Source organism: Pseudoalteromonas sp. RB2-MNA-CIBAN-0110, from assembly GCF_040309305.1.
Lineage (GTDB): Bacteria > Pseudomonadota > Gammaproteobacteria > Enterobacterales > Alteromonadaceae > Pseudoalteromonas > Pseudoalteromonas arctica.
Genome location: NZ_JBEOOQ010000001.1, coordinates 257,303 through 284,207 on the forward strand (window position 1 = coordinate 257,303; position 26,905 = coordinate 284,207).

At 38.6% G+C, this 26,905-nt stretch carries 25 protein-coding genes; 10 read left to right on the forward strand and 15 right to left on the reverse strand.

Features of this window, described 5'->3' with window-relative positions:
• Positions 1 to 41: 41 nt before the first annotated feature.
• Together cdd and ppc are read right to left on the reverse strand one after the other, a co-directional pair.
• Complete coding sequence (gene cdd, locus AAEY68_RS01100) at positions 42 to 968, reverse strand: cytidine deaminase (protein WP_350585374.1); 927 nt, start codon at positions 966 to 968, stop codon at positions 42 to 44.
• 136 nt (positions 969 to 1,104) lie between these two features.
• On the reverse strand, positions 1,105 to 3,750 hold the full coding sequence (gene ppc / locus AAEY68_RS01105) for a phosphoenolpyruvate carboxylase (protein WP_007582382.1): 2,646 nt from the start codon (positions 3,748 to 3,750) through the stop codon (positions 1,105 to 1,107).
• 120 nt (positions 3,751 to 3,870) lie between these two features.
• Between ppc and AAEY68_RS01110 the strand changes: the two genes are divergently transcribed.
• The 5 genes from AAEY68_RS01110 to AAEY68_RS01130 all read left to right on the forward strand — a co-directional run bounded on the left by AAEY68_RS01110 (position 3,871) and on the right by AAEY68_RS01130 (position 7,711).
• Complete coding sequence (locus AAEY68_RS01110) at positions 3,871 to 4,269, forward strand: thiol-disulfide oxidoreductase DCC family protein (RefSeq protein ID WP_197117103.1); 399 nt, start codon at positions 3,871 to 3,873, stop codon at positions 4,267 to 4,269.
• Positions 4,266 to 4,988: an SDR family NAD(P)-dependent oxidoreductase gene (locus tag AAEY68_RS01115; RefSeq protein ID WP_007582379.1), complete on the forward strand. Its 723-nt coding sequence runs from the start codon at positions 4,266 to 4,268 to the stop codon at positions 4,986 to 4,988. The genes AAEY68_RS01110 and AAEY68_RS01115 overlap by 4 nt, the downstream gene beginning before the upstream one ends.
• A 9-nt stretch (positions 4,989 to 4,997) precedes the next feature.
• Entirely contained in the window at positions 4,998 to 5,606 is a 609-nt protein-coding gene (locus AAEY68_RS01120; RefSeq protein WP_350585375.1) for a flavin reductase family protein, read from the forward strand.
• A 101-nt stretch (positions 5,607 to 5,707) separates the two neighbouring features.
• Complete coding sequence (locus AAEY68_RS01125; protein WP_350585376.1) at positions 5,708 to 6,928, forward strand: M24 family metallopeptidase; 1,221 nt, start codon at positions 5,708 to 5,710, stop codon at positions 6,926 to 6,928.
• A 123-nt stretch (positions 6,929 to 7,051) separates the two neighbouring features.
• A complete protein-coding gene (locus tag AAEY68_RS01130) occupies positions 7,052 to 7,711 on the forward strand; it encodes a DsbA family oxidoreductase (RefSeq protein ID WP_350585377.1) in 660 nt (219 codons plus the stop codon).
• Between the two features lie 591 nt (positions 7,712 to 8,302).
• On the opposite strand, the gene AAEY68_RS01135 is transcribed toward AAEY68_RS01130, so the two are convergent.
• The 10 genes from AAEY68_RS01135 to AAEY68_RS01180 all read right to left on the reverse strand — a co-directional run bounded on the left by AAEY68_RS01135 (position 8,303) and on the right by AAEY68_RS01180 (position 17,483).
• On the reverse strand, positions 8,303 to 9,064 hold the full coding sequence (locus tag AAEY68_RS01135; RefSeq protein WP_024593124.1) for a hypothetical protein: 762 nt from the start codon (positions 9,062 to 9,064) through the stop codon (positions 8,303 to 8,305).
• 4 nt (positions 9,065 to 9,068) lie between these two features.
• Positions 9,069 to 10,121: an AAA family ATPase gene (locus tag AAEY68_RS01140; protein WP_024593123.1), complete on the reverse strand. Its 1,053-nt coding sequence runs from the start codon at positions 10,119 to 10,121 to the stop codon at positions 9,069 to 9,071.
• Positions 10,105 to 11,271: a DUF262 domain-containing protein gene (locus AAEY68_RS01145; RefSeq protein WP_024593122.1), complete on the reverse strand. Its 1,167-nt coding sequence runs from the start codon at positions 11,269 to 11,271 to the stop codon at positions 10,105 to 10,107. The genes AAEY68_RS01140 and AAEY68_RS01145 overlap by 17 nt, the downstream gene beginning before the upstream one ends.
• Positions 11,272 to 12,006: 735 nt before the next feature.
• Positions 12,007 to 12,969, reverse strand: coding sequence for a DUF2971 domain-containing protein (locus AAEY68_RS01150; protein WP_024593121.1), 963 nt, complete (start codon positions 12,967 to 12,969; stop codon positions 12,007 to 12,009).
• 135 nt (positions 12,970 to 13,104) lie between these two features.
• The gene (locus AAEY68_RS01155) at positions 13,105 to 13,383 is read right to left on the reverse strand and encodes a peptidylprolyl isomerase (RefSeq protein WP_008171402.1); all 279 of its coding nucleotides are present in this window, start codon (positions 13,381 to 13,383) and stop codon (positions 13,105 to 13,107) included.
• A gap of 102 nt (positions 13,384 to 13,485) precedes the next feature.
• On the reverse strand, positions 13,486 to 13,908 hold the full coding sequence (locus AAEY68_RS01160) for a thiol-disulfide oxidoreductase DCC family protein (RefSeq protein ID WP_024593120.1): 423 nt from the start codon (positions 13,906 to 13,908) through the stop codon (positions 13,486 to 13,488).
• Between the two features lie 27 nt (positions 13,909 to 13,935).
• Positions 13,936 to 14,463, reverse strand: coding sequence for a response regulator transcription factor (locus AAEY68_RS01165; RefSeq protein ID WP_024593119.1), 528 nt, complete (start codon positions 14,461 to 14,463; stop codon positions 13,936 to 13,938).
• Positions 14,460 to 15,701 (reverse strand): sensor histidine kinase, encoded by a 1,242-nt coding sequence (locus AAEY68_RS01170; protein WP_029751212.1) that lies wholly within the window; start codon positions 15,699 to 15,701, stop codon positions 14,460 to 14,462. The genes AAEY68_RS01165 and AAEY68_RS01170 overlap by 4 nt, the downstream gene beginning before the upstream one ends.
• Positions 15,702 to 15,762: 61 nt before the next feature.
• A complete protein-coding gene (locus AAEY68_RS01175; protein ID WP_024593117.1) occupies positions 15,763 to 16,167 on the reverse strand; it encodes a nuclear transport factor 2 family protein in 405 nt (134 codons plus the stop codon).
• Between the two features lie 8 nt (positions 16,168 to 16,175).
• On the reverse strand, positions 16,176 to 17,483 hold the full coding sequence (locus tag AAEY68_RS01180) for a metal-dependent hydrolase family protein (RefSeq protein ID WP_024593116.1): 1,308 nt from the start codon (positions 17,481 to 17,483) through the stop codon (positions 16,176 to 16,178).
• A gap of 153 nt (positions 17,484 to 17,636) precedes the next feature.
• Between AAEY68_RS01180 and AAEY68_RS01185 the strand changes: the two genes are divergently transcribed.
• Positions 17,637 to 18,716: a ketoacyl-ACP synthase III gene (locus AAEY68_RS01185; RefSeq protein WP_010553987.1), complete on the forward strand. Its 1,080-nt coding sequence runs from the start codon at positions 17,637 to 17,639 to the stop codon at positions 18,714 to 18,716.
• Positions 18,717 to 18,786: 70 nt separating this feature from the next.
• Positions 18,787 to 19,182 carry an SMU1112c/YaeR family gloxylase I-like metalloprotein gene (gene gloA2 / locus AAEY68_RS01190; protein ID WP_350585378.1) on the forward strand — a complete coding sequence of 132 codons (396 nt, stop codon included), beginning with the start codon at positions 18,787 to 18,789 and terminating at the stop codon, positions 19,180 to 19,182.
• A 38-nt stretch (positions 19,183 to 19,220) separates the two neighbouring features.
• Here the strand turns inward: gloA2 and AAEY68_RS01195 are convergent, their stop codons facing one another.
• On the reverse strand, positions 19,221 to 20,585 hold the full coding sequence (locus tag AAEY68_RS01195) for a leucyl aminopeptidase family protein (protein ID WP_007582357.1): 1,365 nt from the start codon (positions 20,583 to 20,585) through the stop codon (positions 19,221 to 19,223).
• An 87-nt stretch (positions 20,586 to 20,672) separates the two neighbouring features.
• A complete protein-coding gene (locus AAEY68_RS01200) occupies positions 20,673 to 21,095 on the reverse strand; it encodes a hypothetical protein (RefSeq protein ID WP_007582356.1) in 423 nt (140 codons plus the stop codon).
• A 112-nt stretch (positions 21,096 to 21,207) separates the two neighbouring features.
• Here AAEY68_RS01200 and AAEY68_RS01205 point away from each other — a divergent pair, with 112 nt between their 5' ends.
• From AAEY68_RS01205 to AAEY68_RS01215, 3 genes are all read left to right on the forward strand, one after another.
• Positions 21,208 to 21,378, forward strand: a complete 171-nt coding sequence (locus tag AAEY68_RS01205) for an oxidoreductase-like domain-containing protein (protein ID WP_010553991.1) — start codon at positions 21,208 to 21,210, stop codon at positions 21,376 to 21,378.
• A 309-nt stretch (positions 21,379 to 21,687) separates the two neighbouring features.
• The gene (locus AAEY68_RS01210; protein ID WP_024593114.1) at positions 21,688 to 24,270 is read left to right on the forward strand and encodes a TonB-dependent receptor plug domain-containing protein; all 2,583 of its coding nucleotides are present in this window, start codon (positions 21,688 to 21,690) and stop codon (positions 24,268 to 24,270) included.
• 250 nt (positions 24,271 to 24,520) lie between these two features.
• On the forward strand, positions 24,521 to 25,954 hold the full coding sequence (locus AAEY68_RS01215) for a tetratricopeptide repeat-containing sulfotransferase family protein (protein WP_024593113.1): 1,434 nt from the start codon (positions 24,521 to 24,523) through the stop codon (positions 25,952 to 25,954).
• Here AAEY68_RS01215 and AAEY68_RS01220 read toward each other — a convergent pair.
• Positions 25,902 to 26,855: an alpha/beta fold hydrolase gene (locus tag AAEY68_RS01220; protein ID WP_024593112.1), complete on the reverse strand. Its 954-nt coding sequence runs from the start codon at positions 26,853 to 26,855 to the stop codon at positions 25,902 to 25,904. The two genes, AAEY68_RS01215 and AAEY68_RS01220, sit on opposite strands and share 53 nt — an antisense overlap.
• Positions 26,856 to 26,905 lie beyond the last annotated feature (50 nt).

Sequence of the window (26,905 nt, forward strand, 5' to 3'; positions counted from 1 at the left end):
ATAAAGCACAGCTCTGGCTGTGCTTTATTGTTTTTAAGAGGTTATTTTAGCTGAGCGCTAATTACTTCTATTGCCGGTAGATTTTTAAAACTTGCAAGTACAGCACGTGCTACACCCGCTTGGTTTTCATGGCCTGCGGTTTCTAAAAGTGTAATTGATTTTACTGTACTTTCGTTAAAGCTAAGCCCTGCGATAAATAATTGGCTAAGCGCACTTTGTAGTGGCGACAAGCTTGGGCTGTATGCTGCGTTTTCTGCGTAACTTCCGTAAAAATCACCATTTTTAAATGTACTAATTTTTACTGCACTAAAGTTTTTACTATAGGGTACGTATGCGTTTAATGCTGTACTTGCTAGTTTTTCATCTAGTTGATCATTTGAAAATACTTGCTGGTGAGGCTCTGGATTAAACAAGCTAAACGCGTTACCTAAATCAGTCGGCCCAAACGAGTGCGGCAGTAATTCTGCCAATTTAAAGTGTTGCTCTGGCAATAAAATATCAAACTCTTTCGCATCTGCGAGTTCGTTCATAAACTGGCGGCAGTATCCACACGGTGCATCGCTAATCGCTATTTTAACTATTTTTTTAGCGCCGTTTAACCATGCGTTATTTATAGCCGATTGCTCTGCATGAACCACTAAACTCAATGCTTGATGATTAAATTCTACATTTGCACCAAAGTAAAAGTTTACGTGGCCTCTTTCGTCTAGTGCTTTAACAATTGCGCCTACATGAAAATCTGATACCGGCGCAACAGCATACTCAGAAGCCAAAGGTACTAAACCTTGTAATAATGAATCATCAGATACATTGAGTTGTGCGCATAACTGCTTAATATTATTAGAATTTAATATGCCACGTTGTGATTTTAATTGACTACGTAATGACGCTGTTTGCGCTACGTTTAATGTGATGTGCGAATTTGTAAGTGCTGTATCTTGCTGTACAGTAAAAGTTGCTGAAGCCATAACATTTTTTAATTATTCAATGGCTAAGTAGTTTAAAAGGTTAAGGTGTTAAATACCAGCCTATTTAACGCAAAAAAAGGGAGCACATCGCGTGCTCCCTTTTAATACCAATAGGTATACCTAACAAAATAACATGTTAGCCAGTATTACGCATACCTGCTGCAATACCTGTCATCGTGATCATTAATGCATTATCAATGTCACCTTCGTTGCGTTTTTCCTCTGAGCGAGCACGGCGTAAAAGCTCAACCTGTAGTAAGTTAAGTGGATCGGTGTACGGGTTACGTAAACTAATCGACTCCTTAATCCAAGGTTGTTCGGCTAGTAGGCTTTTTTGCGGGCTAAGTGATTGCACCAAGCTAATGGCTTCTTGAAGCTCTTTACGAAGTGTTACACCCAGTGGTTTGTACATATCTTCCACCAGCGCATTATCATAATGCTCACTCAACCAACAATCGGCTTTACTAAATACCATTTCTAGCATTTCTAGGCGCGATCTAAAGAACGGCCACTGTAAGCTCATTTCGTTTAGAGTTTCTGCGCCGTACTTATTAAGCGCAGCTTTTAAGCCTGTTAACGCACCTAGCCATGCAGGAAGCATTAAACGGTTTTGGCTCCACGCAAAAATCCATGGAATAGCACGTAGACTCTCAACGCCACCATTAGGATTACGTTTTGCAGGACGCGAGCCAAGCGGTAACTTAGACAGTTCAAGCTCAGGTGTTGCCATTCTAAAGTAAGGTACAAAGTTTTCATCATGACGAACTACATTACGGTAATGCTCACATGACTCCTCACTTATTAGCTTCATTACTTCGCGCCACTGCGGTTTTGGCTCTGGTGGCGGTAATAAGTTACTTTGCAGAACTGCGCCTGCGTAAATATTTAAGCTTTGCAGTGCTACATCGGGTAAACCAAATTTAAAGCGAATCATCTCGCCTTGCTCGGTTACACGCAACCCCCCTTTTAATGAGCCTGGCGGTTGTGAATGCAGCGCTTGTGCAGCAGGTGCACCACCACGCCCTACAGTGCCGCCTCGTCCGTGGAATAAAACAAGCTCAATACCACGTGCATCAGCAAGTTGTACTAGTTTATCCATTGCTTCGTACTGCGCCCAACCTGCTGCCATCATGCCGGCATCTTTAGCAGAATCAGAGTAACCAATCATAACATTTTGGGTGTTTTTAATGTGCCCGCGATACCAAACATTATCAAGTAATGTGGTAATTACATCACTGCCTGCGTTTAAATCGTCGAGTGTTTCAAACAACGGTGCTACTGGTAAATCAAAGCTACAGCCGCTTTCTTTTAGCAACAGTTGTACTGCTAAAATGTCTGACGCTGTTCGTGCCATCGAAATAATATACAAACCAAATGTTGCTTCGTCTTGCTTGGCAATTACATCAAAGGTATCAAGTACTTCTTGTACATCAGGGCTTGGTTGCCAATGCTTTGGAATAAGCGGTCTGCGCGAGTTAAGCTCTGCAAGTAAAAATGCTTGTTTGTCTTGCTCTTGCCATTGGTTGTAGTCGCCTAAACCTAAATAACGAGTCAGTTCTGAAAACACATCGCCGTGGCGAGACGAATCTTGGCGCACATCAAGTTTAGCTAAACGCAAACCAAAGCTATTTATACGGTGCAGTAAATCAAGTAATAAGCCATCCGCAACTACTTTCATATTACACTTTAATAACGAGCGATAGCACACTTCAACTGGGTGCTTAAGCTGATTAATATTAGTAATTAAATCTTGTGAATCGCTGCGCTTATTTTTAATTTTAGCACCTAAGTGCGCCACTGTTTCTGCAACCTGATTTTTAAGCTTTTTGATCACCGCTCTATATGGTTCAAACTCTTGCCCTGCAAGCTCAACAAGCTCATCACTGGCATCTGACATAGAGAGTTCAGCGCACAACGTTTTTAAGTCTTGAATGTATAAGTTAAGTGCCATCCAACGACCATGATCAAGCACTTCTTTTGTTACCTGCGATGTTACAAATGGATTACCATCACGGTCTCCACCCATCCACGATGTAAACTCAATTGGGCTGTAATCTATTGGCAACTCTAAGCTCAACTGGTCTTTAACATTGGCTGAAAATTCACGTAAAAAGCGCGGAACCGCATGCCAAAGGCTATTTTCTATTACTGCATAGCCCCATTTGGCTTCATCAACTGGCGTTGGGCGAGAGCGACGAATATCGTCGGTATGCCAAGCTTGGCTAATCAGCTGTTCAATACGATTTAAAATATTGTCCCGCTCTTGCACTAAGTTATCTTTTCGCTCTAATGACGCTAAGCAATCACTTAGTTCAACGTGTTTGTTAATAATAGTACGGCGCGTAACCTCGGTTGGGTGAGCGGTCAATACTAAGTTTATGTGGAGTTTTGAGAGTGTTTCGGCCAAATGATTACTGTCTAACTGGCCTTGTTCTGCTTTTGTAGCTAACGTTTTTAATGTTTGAGTGAGAGGGTTTTGTTGACCAAGGCCAACGTCATTAAAACGCGAAACGGTATGAAATTGCTCTGCTACATTAGCAAGGTTTAAAAAATGATTAAATGAACGGGCAACCGGTAAAAGCTCTTCATCACTAAGCGCATGTAAAACATCTATTAGCGCTTGTCTGTCGTCTTCGTTACCACTGCGAGATGATTTTGATAAAGCACGAATTTCTTCCACTTTATCTAAAATCGCTTGACCTTGGGCATCTTTGATTGTTTGTCCTAGTAGTTGCCCTAGTAAATTTACATTACCTCGCAAGGCGGCGTATTGTTCACTCATTTATCAGTCTCCATTTTTTCGTAGGACACTATTAATATCATCATGAAGAGATATTTAATAGATCCATTTGCAATGTCTTGTCGTAAAAAAGTATATATAAAATAATCACAAAGCATTCACATGATCATTTTTTACGATGGTAACTGCCCTCTTTGTAGCACCGAAATGCAGCAACTAAAACACGCTGATAACAAAAACTTAATTACGCTTGAAGATCTTAACGCGGGCGACTTCAGTGAGCGCTACCCGTATATTGATAAAGACAAAGCAATGAACTACCTTCAAGCTCAAAAGCAATCAGGTGAAATGATTTATGGGCTTGATGTAACTTACGAAGCATGGAAAATAGTGGGTAAACACAGCTGGTTGAAAATTTTTCGCTTGCCAATAATTCGCTTTTTCGCTGACTGCGGATACCTATTATTTGCTAAGTATCGGCACCCCATCAGTCGCTTTTTAATGCCAAATACTCAGTGCAGTAACGGCCAATGTGGACTAAAAGCAAAAGGTGATAAATGAAAACTATTGTTTTATTCGGCGCAAGCAGCGCCATAGCAAATGCATATATAGAACATCTACAAATAAACACGCCTACTCATCAGATCGTTTGTATTAGTTCAAAAAGTATTGAATCTGGCTCAAGTGTTGTCCACCTGCATACTGACTACACAAAACAAAGTTTAGCGCGCGTTACTAATTACCTAAAAGAGCAAAATGCCGATATACAACAAGTTATTATATTCAATGGTACACTGCACAACGAAACCCATATGCCTGAAAAAAAGCTGGAGGATTTAGACGCTGAGTATTTTAGCCAACTTCTAAATTCAAACACCCTAACTCCCCTACTTTGCTTACAGAGCGTATTGCCGCTGTTAACCCACAAAACGCAGTGTACTATTACAGCACTCAGTGCGCGTGTGGGCAGCATTAACGACAATAAATTAGGCGGTTGGTATACTTATCGCGCATCTAAAGCGGCGCTTAACATGCTATTTAAAACTGCCGCTATAGAGCTTGCTCGTCGTGCTAAAAATACCAAACTCATTCTGTTTCACCCTGGCACTACCGATACAGCACTTTCAAAGCCCTTTCAAAAGAATGTACCTGAAGGCAAATTATTTACGCCTGAATTTGTAGCCAAGCAACTATTTGAATTAACAAACAATAACCCTGATTTAAAACTCAACGGTGAGCCTGCTTATTTAGACTGGCAAGGCTCAACCATACCGTGGTAAGGATTTTTAATGCATTTTACTAAAGCGCGTATAGACGCACTTGAAAAACATACCCGTACACATTTAATTAATTCTCTTTCGGGTTTTAAAAGCGCTAATTTAATTGGCACGCAAGACTTACTCGGCAATACCAACTTGTCGATTGTAAGTTCAGTTATTCACCTTGGGGCTAACCCACCGTTAGTCGCAATGATTATGCGCCCTCACAGTGTGCCGCGTCATACATTTGAAAATATTTTACAAACGGGCACTTACACCATTAATCAAGTGAATAAGTCAATTTACAAACAAGCTCATCAAACTTCAGCCCGTTACGATAAAGACGAGTCTGAGTTTGATGCTACAGGGTTAACGCCTGGATACTTAAACGACTTTGCAGCGCCTTTTGTAAAAGAAAGCCGCTTAAAGTACTCGGTTAAATTTGTAGAAAACCAACATTTAGCCATCAATGGGACTGAGCTCGTTATTGGCGAAATTATGGATGTTTTTGTTGATAAAGCCGCGCTGCAAAGCGATGGTTTCCTAGATTTACAAGCAATAGAAACAGTGGCAGTAACCGGGCTTGATAGCTACCACACAAGTAATAAACTCACGCGTTTACCTTACGCTAAAAAATAATATGACCTTTTAAGAGGTTATTATTTTATAGCCTCTTATCGCATAACATTGAATTTTACCTTGGTATTAATCACACTAGCTAAAAATCCAAGGAGAAAAACATGACCACTACGGGCATAGGTACACAATCAAGCGAGCAAGCGCTGGCAAGCCTAAGTAATATGACGCAAACGCTAACCCCTATTGCAGCTGACGAACATTTAGAGCGCATAGCCAAAGCGCAAGCTTATATGCTTGCAAACAACATAGATGCAATTTATTTAAACGCTGGCACCAACCTAACCTACTTTACAGGTATGAAATGGTACGCGAGCGAGCGCATGGTTGGCGCAATATTACCGGCCCTTGGTGAAGTACAATACATTGCGCCTTATTTCGAAATTGGTTCACTAAACGGGTTTAAAGTAATAGAGGGACCTATTCATGGGTGGCAAGAGCACGAAAATCCTTATGCACTTTTTGTCGAAGTACTAAAAAAGTTAAATATTAATGAAAACGCAACCATTGGCATTGATGAAAGCGCACAATTTTTTATATTCGACGGCATTAATAAAGCGCAAACGGGTTTAACACTCATAAACGCACAACCTGTCACTGCGCATTGTCGTATGCATAAATCAGTTCACGAGCTTAGCTTAATGCAGCGCGCTATGGATATGACCTTAGCCGTACATCAAGCCACAGCAAGCATGCTTTATGAGGGAATAACCACCACCGAAGTAGAAGCCTTTATTAAGCAAGCACATCAAAAAGTAGGCGCGCCAGGTAACTATTTTTGTATTGTTTTATTTGGTGTTGCAACGTCTTTTCCGCACGGTGTTAAAGACGCCCAAGTACTTAAAAAAGGCGATATGGTATTAATAGATACCGGCTGTAAAGTACACGATTACCTATCAGACATAACCCGTACCTATGTATTTGGCGAACCAACCATACGCCAACGAATGTTTTGGGATCATGAAAAAGCAGCGCAAATGGCGGCATTTAATGCAGCTAAAATCGGTGCTACGTGCGAAGACGTAGATGCTGGCGCACGTACTTATTTAGCGGCGCAAGGGCTAGGACCGCAGTACCAAACACCGGGTTGCCCGCATCGAACTGGCCACGGCATTGGGCTAGACATTCATGAATGGCCATACTTAGTTGGCGGTGATAAAACCCCACTTGCCCCAGGCATGTGCTTTAGTAACGAGCCAATGTTAGTTATACCTGATGAATTTGGCGTACGTTTAGAAGATCATTTTTACATGACCGACAACGGCCCTCATTGGTTTACACAACCAAGTTATAGCATTGACGACCCATTTGGGCTTAACGCCTAAAGATTAGTACCTTCTAAAAGAGCAGCTGTATAGCTGCTCTTTTTAGTTTGGTATTGATAAAGCTAAATTAATCCCAATATCCTTTTTTATACTTAGTTATAAGCAATCCTCAAAAGGATAAATATGAAAAAATTTAAAATTGATATCGTTTCAGACGTAATGTGCCCTTGGTGTGTAGTGGGTTATAAAAACCTAGAAACTGCACTAGAGCAACTTAAAGACGAAATGAGCGCAGATATTACATGGCATCCTTTTGAACTAAATCCAGATATGCCAATTGAAGGTCAAGACTTAAACGAACATTTAATGCAAAAGTACAACCTAAGTGAAGAGCAAGGCGACGAAAATCGTAAAAACATGTTCGAAGCCGGTCAACGTGCTGGATTCACCTTTAATTTTGATGGCAAACGCATCATGATCAACAGCTTTGACTTGCATCGCTTATTAATGTGGGCACGTGAAGAAGGTAAGCAAACAGAGTTAAAACTCGCCTTTTTCGAAGCGCACTTCACAGATTTAAAATACTTAAATCAAGAAGAAGCATTGCTCGACGTAGTTGAAAAAGTGGGTCTTGATAAAGAAACTGCGCGCGGTATTCTACATTCAGACAAATACGTACAAGACGTACGCCAAGAGCAAGACAACTTTAAACAAATGGGTATTACGTCAGTACCTACGTTTATCATAAACGATAAGTATGCACTTACTGGCGGACAACCAAGCGACTCATTCATTCAAGCACTAAAACAAATTAGTGAAGAAGAAGCCAAGCAAGACGCTTAACGAGTAAAACTGTTGTTTAACACTTATAAAAGGCTGCGCAATGCAGCTTTTTTTATTACGTATAAGTAAGCGAACAATAATCACCTTACTATAAACTTATTTGATATTTTATCGTCAAAATACAGCACTGACATACGTGTGGTTATTCGTAACACCACAAGCGATTTATCTCTAACACAGCCTCTAAGATTCTCGTAAATGAACTTCACCATATAAAATTAGGCTGGGTATCTGTAGTGCTCAACTAATTTCGGCTGAAAGGCACAACGCTCAGGCAACGCGATTATCGTCTGCGTAAAAATTTAAGTTAAACACGTAGGTGAGTAGAGCGTAGCGAAACCCAACGAATATTCAATATTAGACAACTAGCCTGGCAGAGAGGGGAGAAGGTAACCACCACTCTTCAAATATATTTAAAAACGGTGGTCGGATAAGCAAAGCGCCATCCGACACAGTAACTTATTTGAGTGTCGACGCACATAAATAGCTAATTTATATAGCAAGAAAAAGTAAGACAGGCATCTTAATTGAACAAGCAAAGCTATCCCAATTAAGATGGGTGTCACGTTAATTCTGTTTTTCTAAAACTTTTTATGATGAGGAGTTTAAATACCTTTTGATTGTACAAGAAATCTCTTTATTTTTATTCCAAAGATAATAAAAACCACTTGAAAGCATGACTTCTATTTTGTCGTCTATAATTAAATAACGATCATGACAAGTCTGAAATTTAGGCTCATTGTTTCTTATTACGCTCCAATCTGCATGCATCAAACTCCTATCAGAGAAAATATCTGAATTAGTTTTTCCATCATCGTTATAGTTTTGTACGAACTCTATATTTAATGGTGAACTTGGTAATAATGAAAATAAATTAGGAGCGATACAGTCATGATATGAGAGGTACATATCTTGAATTAATACTTTTTTAGCATTTGATAGCAAACTTTTCAAATATGCTATTAAATAATCTCTACTACCGTTAATTTCGCATGAGATACTATAAATTTTATCAATATCATCTTTATTGATATTGAAATATGGAAAAGCTTTATGCTCATCATTAGTCGTTAATATCAGCTTGTAATATGTCGATTGTGATAAGGCCTCCAATGAATCATAGTTTCCTGCGCTTAATAGTGGAGCAATAAGGTCATCGTATATATGTTCAGGTAAGTTATGTTTTTCTTTGCAGTTAATGATCTGAAGAGCATTTGTTTCAATGGGAAAGCTAACTTTATTTAAGAGTTTTTCATATACAAGCACCTGCTTTCTTGTGGGAATAATTGAATAAAAACTTTGATACAAAGAAAATAACTTATCACTCAATACAAGCTCTTTAATCTCAGACACAATACTACCTTATACTCATTAGATCATTAACACTGGAGTCAAAAAAGCCTTTAGGGAATGAGATAACTTCATCATTTGTATTTGTATACTTCCCATTACTGTTAATACTAATAATTTTAAAAGGTTCTCTGATAGCATTTTTATACAATATAGTGATGTCAGATGCTTGTATTTTATCATTGTATACTTGATATCTAATTTTATTTATTAGATGTTCACAGTGGGTTTCTATTATTAACTGTATTCCCGCATTAGCTATAAAAGAGAAAAAAACACCTAATTGTGCTTGAGATTTTGGGTGTAAATGTATTTCTGGATTCTCAATTATGACGACATCATCTTTTTTAGCTAATAGACATAAAATGATGATTTTTGCAACATAACTAACGCCAGCACCTAGGTTTGAAGGGGCTATTTCTATTAAACCATCTGTATCAAACATGACTCTTACATTCACATCTGTAATTTTTTCAGTTTTTAGTTTCGTTTCTATCGAAATTATTTCACTTAACCACATATTTACTTGATAAGATAGATCTGAAGCGTTATCAAAATTACATAGATAATCTGGTAGTATTGATGACTTTAAATTTTCAAAAGTACCAAATAAAAACTCCCCAGTCTCGCCAACTTTCATACCTGACATTTGGGCGATATCTTCTTGACCGTCCCGATTAGCGTTGAGGTAAAATAACTCTGATTTATAACTGCTATTTGCTTCATATCTCAAGAATTCGTTATTACTCTCTAAGTTAGATATTTTACATTCTCTCGTCGTGGAAAAACCCATTTTTTTATTATCGATGGCTATACTTATTTCAACAGTCTTTGCGTTCTCGTATTTATTTCGAATAGTTTCAAAATCAGAATACCTACTTACAAGGCGTTGCATAATATATTCATTTGCAATATTACAGTTTCTAGCCACAAGTAATAAACTCTGTATAACTGATGATTTTCCCGTTGAATTTTTCCCAGTTAATATAGTTAGGGGTTTAAAACTCAGCTGTTCTTCGTTAATACTCTTAAAGTTGGTTATTTTAAGACTTTTTAGCATGATTTACCTTTATATATTTTTCAATTAAAGATTCAGCGTAGGCGAAACGAATATCAACAACCGTTTTACTATCGGCTCCTGTTGCAAATAACTTATCACTATCAATTGTCTTTTTTATTGAATTAACTTCACCTTTAAACTCTATTAAATGGCATTTATCAGGAGTACCTTCCATTAAGCAGTATGAAAGCATTTCAAATAAACCTATATTTATTGGTCGTTTAGTTTTCGTTTTTGTTTCAAACCTGAAAACTTCATCGCCTAATATATTGTGAATATTAATCATTGCATCATTGAATAAGCCTTCAAGCTCTTCATTTAAATCTTTACTGTCTTGTTTATTAATAAAATCCATGACTAAAGCTAAGAAGTCATCAATGTCCGATCTGTATTGGTATTTAGTTGTTTCACCATTTTTAATAATTGATAACCGATTCTTCTGGTATAAATAAAATCCTATCAGCCTAATTATAAGATACTTATCTCGCATTCTTTTAGGGCTTACTGTATTCCCTGTTACTTTTTTAAATGCTTCATTTTCTGAAAGTACCTTTAGCAAATCAGTTGCCTTACCTTGATAAAGCGCATGCCTCATTTCTTGTTTGTTTAATTGTACGCCACCACGATTAACTCTATCAAAAATATTGAATTTAATACTCTCAGGTGTTGGAGGCTGTATAACATAGGTATTAATTTGATAGTCTTCGATTTTACTTTGGTAAAAAGGGTCTAGCTCACCAAAAGATTTGCCATTGAGTTTGGTTAGTACTTTAAGTTTTGTAAATTTAAACTTTCCATCATAAAATTTCTGTAAAGCTGTTATTCTTTGACGACCATCAACAACCTGACGAACGCCGTTTTTATCTTCAAAAAGATAAATTAAAGGTATAGGTATTCCCAGTAGGATAGATTCTAATAATTCGGCTCTTTGCGGGTTCTTCCAAACATCAGCTCTTTGAAATTCTGGTGCAAGAATTAATTGCTTCTTTTGAATTTTTCTCAACAATTCAAATACGCTATACTGTTCCTTAGCAATGCGTACTTCTTTAGGCTTAGTAAGAACTGTTTGCTCATCGGAATATGAGTCGAGCTGTGATTGATCTTCTAGCTCAATATCTTCATTTTTATCTCGAGATTTAGATGTAGTCATATTATATATCGCTGGTGATTTCTTAATTTCTATTTCTGTATCTTATTATAAGTACAGATAATTATATACATAAAGACTACTTAACTATAGCTGTAGTCTCATATTTAATTCGAGCACCTATTCTGAAAGAAATGTTATGCTATTTGCATACAAAATAAATTAAGATGACACCCATCCTAATTATTATTTCGTCAAAGTGTAAAATTTAGGATGGGTTATGAGATGGAAGCTCCCCAATACGACGTCAATTTGCCAAACTGCTTAAGTAAATTAAGTACGATAAAGCACTTTAATTACATGCCAGCCGAATTTTTTTTAACAGTTAAGATGGGTGTCACGTTAATTTACGCTATTTTCGTCTGCGTAAAAATTTAAGTTAAACACGTAGGTTGGATAGAGCGTAGCAAACCCAACGAATATTCAATATTAGACAACTAGCTTGGCAGAGAGGGTAACCACCACCCATCAAATATATTTAAAAACGAAGGTCGGATAAGCAAAGCGCCATCCGACACAGTAACTTATTTGAGTTCGATGATCATAAGCAGCTAATTTATATAGCAAAATCAAGCAGGGAACCCGTCTTAATTGAACGAGCAAAGCCACCCCAGTTAAGATGGGTGTCACGTTAATTTACTTTCTAAACTTAGAGCTCATCTTTTTCCATTTTTCGCTAAAAAATTGGGATGGGGGTCAGTGTTATTTAAATTTTAGTGAATCACTCTAAATTGTTTGTTATATTTTTAGTTGCCACCCAACTCTTTTATATTGGTGAACCACCACTTTTTCATTAGGCAGCCTCCTTTTTATTAACTTAGTAAGGCGACTTGCTCTCAAAGGCGACACGGAAGAACCAATGATAATACTTTCAATATCATTCTCATTTACTTTAACTACATCTAGATTACTATTGATGTTCCTTACTTTAGCATTCGATTCAGAGCAAACAATTCTATATTCATTTTCATAACTCCATTCCGACATTTTCATAAAGAAGTACTTCTGCATAATATTTAGAGTAATATCAGAAAATATATCTGAGTGTTTGTCATTGAAACCACCTTTTGCTTCCATTTCCACAACAACTGAAGCCATAAAGTTGAAGGCATTGTTTAAGCTTTGATGACCATTTTTATAATTTACTTTTTGTGGAGAGCCAAATGATGGATTTTTCTTGAACTTAACAACAACACCTCGATGTTCGTCTGCATAATGTGACCACATGAGCAAGTTATCTGGCTTAGTCGTTAATGATAGGATTCTGAAATGGCTAATAATATCCGACCAACTATTTAATAATTCGTTACTAATTACTTTAAATTCTTTCTTCCAATTTCTTTCTTCAGCACTTAAGTGGTTTTTAAACTCAGACTGAAAGTCATTAAACTCCGGATAATATTTCGCGACAGCACTTATCATTGTGTCCTGTAGACGTATGACATTTAATTCTAGCTCAGGAACTGTCGAGTCCATAGGATCATTGAACTTTAATGGATCTGTGAACTTTATTGTTTTGTATCTTAGTAATAACCTTAAAGTACTTTGGTTCATATATTTATAGTAAGCTTCAGGTGTCGATTCTTTATGTTCTACTGTAGCTGAACTTTCATCATCTTTACTTCTAACCCTATTTTTTATCTTTTTATTCAAAAAGTTAACTCTTCTTTTGAGTTTTTTTATTTGTTTGAATCTACTCATATCTTCCCAAAAAACATCGCCAAATTAAGATGACACCCATCCTAATTCTTAGTTCGTCAAAATATAAAATTTAGGATAGGTGATGAGACGGACGCTCCCCAATACGGCGTCAATTTGCCAAACTGCTTTAGTACATTAAGTACGATAAAGTACTTTGATTACATGCCAGCCGAATTTTGTTTTAACTAGGTGGGGTTCTAAAATTGCACCTTTAAATGCAATTTTGTCAAACTGTGGGACCATTTGGCCACGTCCAAATTCACCTAAGTCACCGCCTTTTTTGCCCGATGGGCACGACGAATATTTTTTAGCTAAGGTTTGAAACTTTGCACCTTTACCTAATTGCTTAATAATATCTTCTGCAATCTCTTTGTGCTTAACCAAAATGTGAAGTGCATGTGCTGTGTTTGCCATGAAAAAAGCCTTTTATACCGTTAGCTAAAATTAAACGCGGCGATTTTAACACAACCCCATAAACCTAGCATCTACTTATACTGCAGTGTATTAACGCCTAATTTATAAATAATGTTTGGCTTCCTCTGGGTTGGGTATTCTGCAGTACTGATATTTTCCAAATAAGGTATAGCGGTTTAAAGCAACCCTATCGTATAACCAATTATTAAACCTATTTGGCAAAATACTAAATACGTTTGCTAGCTTGTATGGGTAACCTAGCTGCTTAACAACATTAAAAAAAGCATGACATTGCGTATACGCTTTACCGTTTTCTAGGTAAACCATTGAGGCATATTCAATTGTTGAAAAACCAAAGTGTGCTAACAACAGTTCTCCTTTTGGAGATTGCACGCTGCATAATTTAAAAATAGTATTAGTGTCGTGAGCAATAATAAAGTTACACCACGCGCTGCAAAGCTTACATTGCGCATCAAATAATATAATTTTTTGATTTTGCATTATAGTCACTGCATCATCGCTCATAATACCTTCCTTAAATTAAGTACTAAACTACTGCTGCACCGGCTTTTTTTGTAACTTGCGCTGTAACGTGCGCCTGTGCATATTAAGTTGCCGCGCGGTAACCGACACATTGCCATTATTGCTGTGAAGCACTTGTTGAATATGCTCCCACTCTAAACGCTCCGGCGACATAACCGCATCATCAATAGCACTCGATGCCGATGCCACAGGCTCAGTGTTAAGCGCTTTTAATAAAGTTGCCATATCAACCGGCTTAGTAAGGTAATCGTTTGCGCCTAAACGCATTGCCTCTACTGCGGTTGCTATACTTGCAAACCCAGTTAGTAAAACAATATGAGCCTGAGTGAGCAAACTACGCAGCGGCTTTATGAGTGCAAGCCCGTTGTCGTCACCTAGTTTCATGTCTAATAAAACAAAGTCGGGCAATAGTTTACGCGCGGTAAGTAACGCATCACTTTGATTATGCGCCACCTCGCAGATAAAGCCTTGTTTAGTTAAGCGCCTTGCCAGTGTGCTGGCTAAATTTATGTCGTCTTCAATTATAAGTAACTTCATGAGGCGTTATTCTCAGTGTTTACAATAGCGAGTTTAACTTTGGCGACAGCGCCGCCATCTGCATGGTTAAACAAGGTAAGTGAGCCATTTAAACGCTCAAAAGTAACGTTTGATAAAAGCACAGCAAGCCCCATTCCTTGATCGCTTGGCATAAGTTGCCCGCCCAGCTCTGCTAATTGCGATGATGAAAAGCCAGGGCCAAAATCGCGAATTAACAAGTAAACGCATTCACTATGTAAGTTATCTTGCTGCCAACTCAGCTCTAATTGAGTTTGACCTTGTTTTTGATTAGCGAGCGCGGCGTTTTGCAATAAATTTAAAATAGCAGGCAATAACATCGCATCACTTATCAATGTTGCTGCAATAGGTGGCGTAATCCATTTAATGTGCTGATCAGGGTATTGCAGTAAAAGCGTATCTGTAATTTGTGTTTGCAGTTGCTTTACGGTGGTATGCTCTTGCGAATTTTTAAGGCGTAATTGCTCTGAGAGTTTTCTAAAGTCATTAAGTTGCGTACTACACTGAGTAAGCGGCGCTTGCATGTGCTTAACAATGGGGTTGTTTGGTTGGTCTTCTAATAACTCTTCAAACAATAGCTGTAAATTTGCAATTGGGGTCGCTAGTTGATGGGTTATTTGTGCAGCGGCCCCATCAAGGGTAACAAGCTGTTCATTACGTAATTGTTTTTCACGCACGTTTGCAATAATTCGCTCTCGCTCTTTAAGTGCCCTGCTCATTGCGCCAATAACAAGTGCGATTACGCTGGCACTTAAAACAAAATTGACCCACATGCCAATAAAGTGACCACTCATATTCATTTGATGCATACTGTGATCGGGCATCTTAATCAGTAAAAAACTGTATGCGGCAATGGCTAATACCGCAATATAAGCTAATCCTTTTTCTCGCATCGTAACAGCAGCTATCATTATTGGGAGCAATAACAGTGATACAAATGCATTGGTTGCACCACCGCTTAGTGAGAGCAAAACCGTTAAAAATAATACATCAGCGGTTAACTGCATCAACATACCCAAAGGTTTAGCGCGGCTTACATTACGATAGGCAAACAGGCTAATAAGCTGAAACACAGCCTCAACGGCAATAACAATCAGTAATGGCAGTAATGCGATTTGATGTTCTAGCAAAAAATAAACGCTAAGGACAGCAATTAATTGCACCGCAATAGCGCCGCTTCGCAGCATTAATAGTCGACTAATGGTGGGGTCGGTTTGCATTAACAAGAGGTAATTGCCCAATCAAATGTTTAATATGGTTATTTTAACGGTTATGTAATTTTTAATCATCATCCATCGAAATTGAAAACGGTGCACAAGGCGTTCCTTGATGAAACACCATTTTCCATTGTTCGTTAGTTTGGCGCCAAAGCGACATACGCAATGAATAATTAAATTCACTGCGAGCAGAGCGCCTATAAGCAGCTTGATAACTAAGTTGCACTACATCATCGCTCAGCATTCGGCCCTTAAAATGCTGATTATAAAACTGTGGCACAACCTCGGTAGGTAAGCGGGTAAGTACTTGGTATTTATTAAATGTAGTGCCATTGGCAGCAATTTCGATAAATTCATCATCGAGTAAAGCATCTAATGCGCGCTCAGATTGGCGAACTTCTGGGTCTAGTAACTGGCGCTCAGCGTCAATCAAATGATTAAACAACGACACTTTTATTTTGCTGCTCATAACCTTCCCTATTGTTTATAAACTTGCCCGGCTTTCATAACAAATTGCACGTTTTTAAGTACGTCGATATTTTTAAGCGGTGAGCCATTCACACTGATAATATCTGCTTGTTTACCAACACTCAAGTCGCCAATGAATGCGCTTTGCCCCAGCAGTTTAGCTGCATGTATGGTTGCTGATTTAATAGCTTGGGCTTCGCTCATACCATTGTTTACCATTAAACTAAATTCGTTAGCATTGAGCCCATGACGCGACACCCCAGAGTCTGTTCCAAAAGCTATATTAACCTTGTTTTTCAGTGCAAGTTTAAACGAAGCCTGCATTTTTGGAGTAACTTCACGCACTTTGTCGGCTATTGCCGGTGGCATATTTGGATTTGTAAGCACCTCTTCACTTACCGTTGCACCCGCTAAAAGCGTCGGTACTAAATAAGCTCCCGTTTTTTTAAATAACTTTATTGCCTCTTTATCTAAATAAGAGCCATGCTCAATAGAATCTACACCGGCTTTTAAGGCCGCTTTTATACCTTGTGTACCGTGTGCATGCGCTGTAACTTTACGCCCTAAGTGATGAGCAGTATCAACAATTGCAATCAGCTCTGCATCTGTAAGTTGTTGGTTAACACCAGCAGCGGTATTACTTAGTACTCCACCCGTGGCAGTAATTTTAATTACATCAGCGCCACTTTTAATTACCTCGCGTACCGCACGGCTACAATCATCCGCGCCATTACATATACCAATCCCGCCTGTAACCGCATCTGTAATATCTTTTCGATAACCGTGCATATCTGCGTGTCCACCGGTAGGCGATATTGTATTACCCGCTGCAAAAATGCGAGGGCCGTTAATATCATTTCGGTCAATAGCACGTTTTAGCGGAAATATAACTTTGTGATCGCTACCTAAATCTCGCACTGATGTAAAACCCGCATCGAGCGTACGTTGTAAATATTTAATTGAGCGCAAAGCATAATCGGCGTCATATTCTGTTGCCCAGCGGTGAGGGTTTACTTTAGCATCTCGCTCAAACGTCACGTGAACATGCATATCAATAAGGCCAGGCATTACAAATTGATTTTTAAGATTTATAATATCGGCATCAGGTAGGTTAAGTTCTGCTTTTGTGAGATAGCCGTTTTTAATGGCTGTTATTGTATTATCTGTTATGACTAACGTTTGCTCTGTTTTTACTTTTTGATCCTCGGATGCAAGTAAACTGCCCGCATAAATAATTTTATGCTGTTGAGCAAAAGCCCCATTTGCTATTAATGCCAGCGTTATTGCAGTGAATGTTGTTATTAGTGTTGTTTTCATACTTGCTCCTTTTTTATACTAGCATTACCTTAAATAACCTGTAATTGCGAATATTTACGACACAAAGCATGCTATAAACTAGTCTTGAAAGCCGTTTTTTGGTATAACTCACCCATTAGTAATACATGTCAGACCACCTTAAGAGAACATACTATGCCTTACGCACATATCACTGGTTGGGGTAAATGCATTCCACCAGCAAGCATTAGCAACGATGAAATTAGTGAAATAGTTGATACCACCGACGAGTGGATAACCTCGCGTACAGGCATTAAATCTCGCCGAGTGAGCCATGTAAGTACCGCCGAGCTGGCAACCGTTGCTGCTAAGCATGCTATTGCGTGCGCAGGCGTTGATCCTAAAGATATTGATTTAGTAATATTAGCAACCTGTACACCTTCTACTGTTGTGGCAAATACCGCCTCACAAGTGCAAAAAAACATTGGTGCAACAGGCGCTGCCGCAATGGATACAAACGCGGCATGTTCGGGCTTTTTATATGCATTGCAAGCTGCTACAGCACAAATTCAAGCGGGTATGATCAAAAAAGCAGTGGTCATTGCCGCTGAGCGTATGACCTGGTACGTAAACTGGGCACGTCGCGATAGCGCTGTTTTATTTGGCGATGGCGCAGGTGCAGTAGTACTTGAAGCGGCAGATACGCCAGCTGGTTTACTAGCAACCAAAACTGGTTGTGACAGTGAAGACCGCGATATTTTACACATCACTAACTTTGGTAGTGATTTAAATAAATATGAGCCAATTGGACCATCTGATTTATTATTTGAAGGTCGTGAAATTTTCAAACGTGCTGTTAAAGGCATGAGCGAAGCGTGCGACGATGTACTTAAACAAGCCGATTTGAGCCTTGATGACATTAATGTACTCGTTCCACACCAAGCTAACTTACGTATTATTCAAGCTATTCAGCATCGTTTAAAAGTACCTGACGAAAAAGTAATGGTTAACATTGGTGAGTATGGTAATACCTCTGCTGCTACGATTGCTATTGCGTTATGTGAAGCCGTTGAGCAAGGGTTAATTAAACCGCATTCAAACATTATGTCTGCTGCATTTGGTGCCGGCCTTACCTGGGCTGCAAGTTACATAAAATGGGGCGAACGCGTAACGCCTATTAGTGTAAGCGATGCCGCTTTACCGCCATGTGATAAAACCGGTTTAGAACTTGTAGCACCGGCCGTTAAAGCATGTAAAGAAGCGCAGCCAAGCTAACACAACATGTAGTAAGCAACATATAAAACGCACTTCATTAAGTGCGTTTTTGCTTTTTAAGGAATTAAATTTGAAACTTTTAGGTATTCACCACGCTGCGATTATTTGTAGTGACTATGCACGTTCTAAACACTTTTATAGCAATGTACTTAAACTTAACGTTATTAATGAGCACTTTAGAGCTGATCGTAATTCATATAAATTAGATTTAGCCATGCCAGATGGTAGCCAAATAGAGCTATTTTCGTTTGATGGAGCGCCCGCAAGACCAAGCTATCCCGAAGCACAAGGCTTAAGACATTTAGCTTTTAAGGTAGCGGATGTACAGATTGCAAAAACGTATTTAGAGTCGTGCGAAGTAAACGTTGAGGATATTAGAGTGGATGAAATAACCGGCAAAAAATTTACCTTTTTTGCCGATCCAGATAACTTGCCACTTGAGCTTTATGAGGTTTATGAGGTTTAAAACTCATAAGCTCAAGTTCTTACTATTGAATCAAAAACTTATTTATTAAAACGATTTTGTAAGTAGTTAAATACAGCACGAATACCTAATGCTTCACCACCCGTTGGACGACCTGGTAATGCACGTAAGTTCCACGCCATTACATCAAAGTGTACCCACGGTGTTGTTGGCTCAACAAATTCTTTTAAGTAAAGCGCCGCAGTAATAGCACCACCAAACGGTGTGCTTGCGCAATTTGCCATATCGGCTACATCACTTTTTAGTAAGTTTTTATATTGCTCAAACAGCGGAAGTTGCCAAACAGGATCATGTACACTTAAACCTGCATCAATAATACCGTTTGCTACATCGCGCTCTGTTGAGAAAAAGCCCGGAAGCTCCGTGCCTAACGCAACACGACATGCACCCGTGAGGGTAGCAAAATCAATAATTAGCTCAGGATTATCGTTTTGTGCTTCGCTTAATGCATCACACAATACTAAGCGCCCTTCTGCGTCTGTATTATCAATTTCGACCATAATGCCTTTGCGTGTTTTAACAACATCGCCAGGGCGAAATGCATTGCGCGATACTGCATTTTCAACAGCGGGTACAAGCACTCGTAATCTAATTGGTAAGTTAGCTGCCATAATAAGCTGTGCTAGTGCAATTACATGCGCGGCGCCGCCCATGTCTTTTTTCATGTTACGCATGCCAGAGCTTGGTTTTAAATCAAGTCCGCCTGAGTCAAAACATACGCCCTTACCTACTAGTGTAATTAATGGAGCATCTGTCGCGCCCCATTTTAAATCAAGTAAACGCGGTTTATTTTCGCTTGCACGACCCACCATGTGAATAGTCGGGTAGTTTTGCTCTAGTAACTCATCGCCAATCCACTGTGAAAATTCGCCATTGTAAGTTGCAGCTAAATCTTCCATTACTTGCGATAAATGTTGCGGCATCATATCTACCGCTGGCGTATTAACTAAATCACGTGCAAGTGTAATGGCATCAGCTTGTTGGCTAATACGGCCAAACAACGCTTTATCGCTAATGGCTAATTGCGCTTTTGCTGTTGGTTTTTCTTTATATTCACTAAATTCGTAACCACCAAGCACAAACCCTAAAGCAACTTGCTCTACAAAAGCGCTCTCGCCTTGAATTTGATAAGTACCAGTAGGAAGTGTATTTGCTAAATTACCCGCAGCCCAAAAATCATCGCTACTTTGCATTAAACAAAATACCTGGCTTAACTCGCCCGTTTTAGCATCAGGGATTAAAGCAACACCTTGCTTTTCGAAACCTGTATTAGTTAACCAATTTTGTATAAATGCAGGCTGCTGTGCTTGCCAGTCAGATAATTCGTTTTTAAGAATAAAAGATAAAGGAATACCAGAAGATGTATGACGTAGTAATGCACTCATTAAAAAGCTCATATAATATAAAAATGGTACTTAAGAGCATATCAATAAGCGCACCTAAAAGGTATCGCTAATTTGAAGGGATTTTAGCTACTTTTTTAAGCTATTTTTGGATTCTTGCTTTTGATTTTCTTGATCTATTTTAGCATCAAGTTCTTTAATCGATTTGTTCATATTAAACGAACTTGGCAGTACATCAACTCCCACTAAACTCCCTAATTTAACAACTAAAGGAATTGTAAGCGGGGCAAAAGGTAATACTGCAAACACACCGAGCCCTAACCCTTTTAAAATATCAACAAACTGTTCATTAGCGCGTTTTAACTCTTCTTTACTTGTTTGACCTTGAGTGTAGCGTCTATAAATAGAGAGCATTTCTTTGGTTTCTTGTTTTTCTTGCGCAAGTGCAATTTTAAGCGCCACCATAGCACGGCGAAAACGCAGCTGTTGGCGTTTCTTACTAATTTTAACTACCCGCCAAGGTGCACGGTGAATAACTTTATATAATCGCATAACTTTTATTTTCACACAGCAGCACGGGTTCACAAAGAATAATTTACTTACAACATCCTTTAACTTATCCTTTGCACCAAATTAGTATTAAATACATACAACAACACTGAATATGACAAACCAACTACCGCAAAAACCTGAAAAACCAAAATCTGATGAATGTTGTGGTGGTGGCAGTTGCTGCCCCTGCGTGTGGGATGAATATAAAGAAAAATTAGCAACTTGGCGATGCGCACAAAACATTGAAAATCCCACCAAAAAGAAACAAATAAATAACATTTAAATACTGATAACGCATTAATTTTCCTCTCAACAACCCTATTTGCACTTATTTAGTTCATTTTAGCTTTACTTTGCACCATTGTTGCATTTTTTCTTAAATTGAATCTTTTTGTTATCAAATGGTTAATTAGTAATTGCCCTTCCCGTTTTTTACCTATAGTCTGTAAATAGGACTTCACAAAAAGTAAGCTTAATTGATTAGGCTTTTGAGCTAAACCCTCAAACTTATGTGAAACAAAAAATTAAGTTAAAAATAAATGATGTGAAATTAGCATCAAAATAAGAATTATTCTAACTGGGGAAAATTAGAATGAAATTAAAAAATAATGCGCTAAACCAAGCAATCAAATTTGCTTTAGCTACAACCACTGCAGGGTTGTTTTTTTCGGGTTCTGCTATTGCAGCAGACGAGCAACAGCAAACTAAAGTAAATAAAAACGTAGAGAAAATTGCCGTAGTAGGTACGCGCTCAGCTCCACGTTCAATCGGTGACTCACCGGTCCCAATCGATATTATTGGTGGCGAAGAATTAGAAAGATCAGGCAATACCGACATGCTTGAACTTTTAAAAGGTGCCGTGCCATCTTTTAACGTACATCAAAATCCTATTAGCGATGCGGCCTCTCTTGTTCGCCCAGCTAACTTACGTGGTTTACCATCAGACAGCACATTGGTTCTTTTAAACGGCAAACGTCGTCATCGTGCTTCTGTAATTGCATTTTTAGGCGGTGGTATTAACGATGGCGCGCAAGGCGCAGATATTTCAGTTATTCCAAGCATTGCTATTAAACAAGTAGAAGTACTTCGTGATGGCGCGGCTGCACAGTATGGTTCTGATGCAATCGCGGGTGTAATGAACTTCCAACTAAAAGACGCTTCTGAAGGTGGTAAATTAGAAATCCGCCATGGTCAATTTTATGAAGGTGATGGCGATACAACACAAGTGTCGGGTAACGTGGGTTTACCGTTTACCGACAATGGCTTTGCTAATTTAAGCTTTCAATATAAAACAGCCGATGCAACAAGCCGCTCAGTTCAACGTGCTGATGCCGCAGCACTTTCAGCTGCCGGTGTTCCTGATGTATCTTCGCTAGCACAAGTATGGGGCGCACCAGAAGTAAACGACGATATTACAATTTTTGGTAACGTGGGTTTAGAGCTAACAAACGATTCTGAATTTTACATGTTTGGTAATTACTCTGAACGTGATGTACGCGGCGGCTTTTACTACCGTAACCCGCAAACACGTTCTGGCGTTTACTCAAATGATGGTGGCGAAACACTACTTGTTGCAGATTTAACACCTGATATGAGCGCTAACTGTCCTACTATTGCAATAACAGATGGCAACGTATTAGATGATCCTGCTTATATAAATGGTGTAGCGAACAACCCAGATTGTTTTGCCTTTAACGAAACGCTTCCAGGTGGCTTTACACCTAACTTTGGCGGCAACATTACTGATACTTCTTTAACTATCGGTACTAAAGGGCGATTCACTGGTGGTTTCTTAAAAGATACTTACTATGACTTAAGCGGTACTGTGGGTTTAAATGAATCACGTTACTTCATTTACAACACGGTTAATGCTTCTTTAGGTGCAGATACGCCACGTGACTTCAGTCCGGGTAAATATGAACAGCTAGAGAAAAACTTTAACTTTGATTTATCAAAGGGTGTCGACTTTGGTTTAGCTTATGATGTAAACGTTGCCGGTGGTTTTGAATGGCATGAAGAAACATTCACTATCATTTCTGGTGATGAAGAATCTTACACAGCAGGCCCTTTAACAGCACAAGGTTTTGGTATTGGCTCTAACGGCTTCCCTGGTTTTAAACCATCACAAGCAGGTGAGTTTTCTCGTCGTAACTATGCAGCGTATGTTGATGTTGAAGCACCATTTACTGAAGACTTTTTAATGGGCGTAGCGCTTCGCTTTGAAGACTACGACAGCTTTGGTACTACAACTAACTACAAAGTAATGGCTCAATACCATTTAACTGAAGATTTAAATATTCGTGGTTCTGTAAGTAGCGGTTTCCGTGCACCTACAGTTGGTCAAGCTAACGTAAGTAACGTACAAACAAGCTTAGACAGCGGCGTGTTACAAGATTCAGCGCTTCTTCCACCAACAAACCCTATTGCAGTGCAATTAGGTGGTACAGAGCTTGAGCCGGAAGAATCACAAAGCTATACACTTGGTGCTGTATACACAATCGGCGAGTTATTTTTAACGCTTGATTACTACAACATTCAAGTAGATGACCGTATTAGCCAATCAGATAAAATCAACTTAAGCCAAGCAGATAAAGATACACTTACAGCGGCTGGAGTTCCTAATGTACAAGGTCTTGCTCAAGTAAGCTTTTTTACAAATGACTTTGATACAACAACTCAAGGTATCGATTTAGTTGCAAACTATACTGCTGAATTAATGGGTGGTAGCTCTACATTTAGCCTTGCTTATAACTGGAATGATACTGAAGTAACTCAATTTAGTGAGATTACAGGTGCGTTTAAAGTTAAACGCTTAGAAGAAGATTTACCTAACCATCGTGCAACGTTCACATTGTCTCAACAATGGGAATCAGTTTCTGCATTTGCTCGTGCAAACTACTACGGCGAATACCAAGGTGTTCACGTTGATTATGATGCAACAGCTAAAACAGCAGATGCTGCAGTCACTATTGATGCTGAAGTAACTTACTTCTTAAATGAATCAGTTAGCTTCTCTGTAGGCGCTCAAAACTTATTCGACCAAGATGCTGAAAAACTTGATTTTGCAGATGCAACGGGTATCCCTAATAACAACTGGGGTGGTCAGTTCTACGAAACATCTCCGTTTGGTATTAACGGTGGCTTTTACTACGCTAAAGCAACATATACTTTTTAAACTATTTTCATGAAGAACCAAAGGCGAAATGTTAAAGACATTTCGCCTTTTTAATTTTATAGTTAATAAAAATAATAATGAACAATACCAATTGCATTGAATAAGTGTTCTATTATAGCGCTCAGAAAATAGCGTAATAACAAGGCGAAAACTATGATATATAGTTGCTCTATATGAATAATTTTTAACGCAGTGAGTACGCTATTTAATGCGATAGAATGATTATTTTTTTAATAAAATTGGTATAACTATGCTACTTAATAAAGCCAACCAACTACTGCAACAAAATAAACTCAAAGAAGCTGAGTTTCATTTTAAAACGCTATTAAATAGTAATCCCGAAAATGGTGAAGCTTTATTTGGCTTAGGCAGAATTGCCCTACGATTAGAGCGTTATGACGCTGCCGTGTACTTACTCCAAAAAGCGTGTGAGCGCATGCCTCATATGCTTGAACCATTACATGCCCTTGCTGATGCATTTAACGGTGTTAATTCGCCAAACGATGCGTTAACGGTGCTCGAATACGCAAAAAAATTAGCAAGTCATAACCCAGAGCCTCATTATTACTTAGCACAGCACTATTTAACACATGGCGAGTTAGATAAAGCTCATACAACCTTTGCTCATGCACTCAGTATTGGGGTATACCCTGTAACAGCTTATATTTTATTTGAACTTGTGCAGTTAGGCCGCTTTGATAAAGAGCATAATTATGTAAGTAATTTGCACCACTTACTAACTCAAACGAGCAATTTACGTTTAAAAATGGTGTGTTACTACGCATTAGCAAACAGTTACGATGCACTTGAAGATACCGAGCAAGCATTTAATTATTTTATATTGGCAAATAAATTACAAAAAAAAATAAGTGAATTTAGCACTAAAGATTTAATCCCTTTTTACGATGAAATAATAAAATACAACACCGAGGAATTTATTGCCTCTGCCGATAAAAAATTTACAGGTAATATTACGCCTGTCTTTATTATTGGTATGCCTCGTAGTGGCTCTACCCTCCTGGAGCAAATGTTGGCAAGCCATAGTCAGTTTTCGAGCCTAGGAGAAAGTACGAGTATTAGTAATAACGCGGTTGCTTTTATCGAACAAAAAACGGGAGTTGCTTACCCGCAATGTTTAGCGCATTTAACGCCTGACTTAATCAAAAAAGCCCGCGAGCTTTATATCGCAACATTAAAAACAGCATCGCCCATCAGACCTTTTATAATAAATAAACTGCCGAGTAATTATCAGTCGCTCGGACTAATATATATCCTATTTCCAAATGCCAAATTTATAAACTTAAGTCGTAACTTTAATGCTACTGCGTTTTCTATTTTCACTAATTACTTTGCCGAAAACGAGCCTTATTTTTGCTCACTACCTGAGTTTAAGCTTTACCATAGTGTGTATGAAAAACTGATGAGCCATTGGCACTCCTTTAAAGGTATGCCAATTTATGATGTCAGTTACGAAGATTTAGTGAGTAACCCAAAAGAGCAGCTAACGCAGTTACTTGGTTTTTTAAACTGTCATTTTGAAGAGCGTTGCTTAGCTTTTTATAAACAAAAAACACCGGTAACCACGTTGAGTAAACATGCTATTCGCCAACCTATTAATAACGCCGCAATCGCTAAGTGGGAGCGTTACAAAACACCGCTTTTAAAGTTACTTGATGAGAATTAATCGGACGTGCTTTAAACCAATTAAGTAAATCTTTAAATTGATCATCACGCGCACTTGGGTGGGTAAGCATATTAATATGATCGTAATCAAAATTATGCCCGTGTTTACGACCGTAAATTCGCATTTGTTGAATGCCAGGCCCTGATTCGTCCATAAACTTTTGAATATCGATTGGTTGCGCTAATGCTTTATCTTTTACCGCAGCAATATGAAGCGTTGGCGGTAAATGCAGGTTGTTTAGAGCTTTTGCATAATCAAAATTATCATCAGAATCTATCCATGGCTTCTTTTTAGCCCATTGCATACTTTGATAATGCGACTTTTGAGTTTCGTTATCGCTTCCCCACTTATAACCTTTAGCATTTAAATAGCCGTGTTTTTTAGCAAGTAAAGGTGCCATAAAATACCAAATTAAATTGGCTTGTAATAATTTTTGAGGATGATTATTAAATAAAGAACGCTTAGAGCCAAAATACACACACGCTTTTACATCATTAATATATTCTGGAAAACGTGCAAACGCGCTGTTCATCAATACCCCGCCCCAAGAGTGAGCGACCCAGTAGTCAGGCTTCTTGCCTTCAATCAACTCTATTTGCTTAATAAAGGCTGGAATATCTTCTAAAATGGCCTCGGTTTGCCCGTACTTAGCGTCACTTGAAATAATCGGCTTACTATCACCTCGGCCACGTAAATCAGCCACATAGCATCGGTACCCATGCTCAGCCAAAAAAGGGGCAAGCCCTTTATTAGAATGGGTGTAAAAAATTTTACCGTTTTCTACAGCTCCATGCATAAAAAATACGACAGGCCCTTGCTGATTATCATCGCTGATTCGACGTAAATGAAGTGTTTGGTGAGCGTCTAAATTGATAATTATTGATTGCTGAGAAATCGCCACAGTTATTCCTTTTTATTATTTTCAACTCATCCTACCAGCAATATTAAATA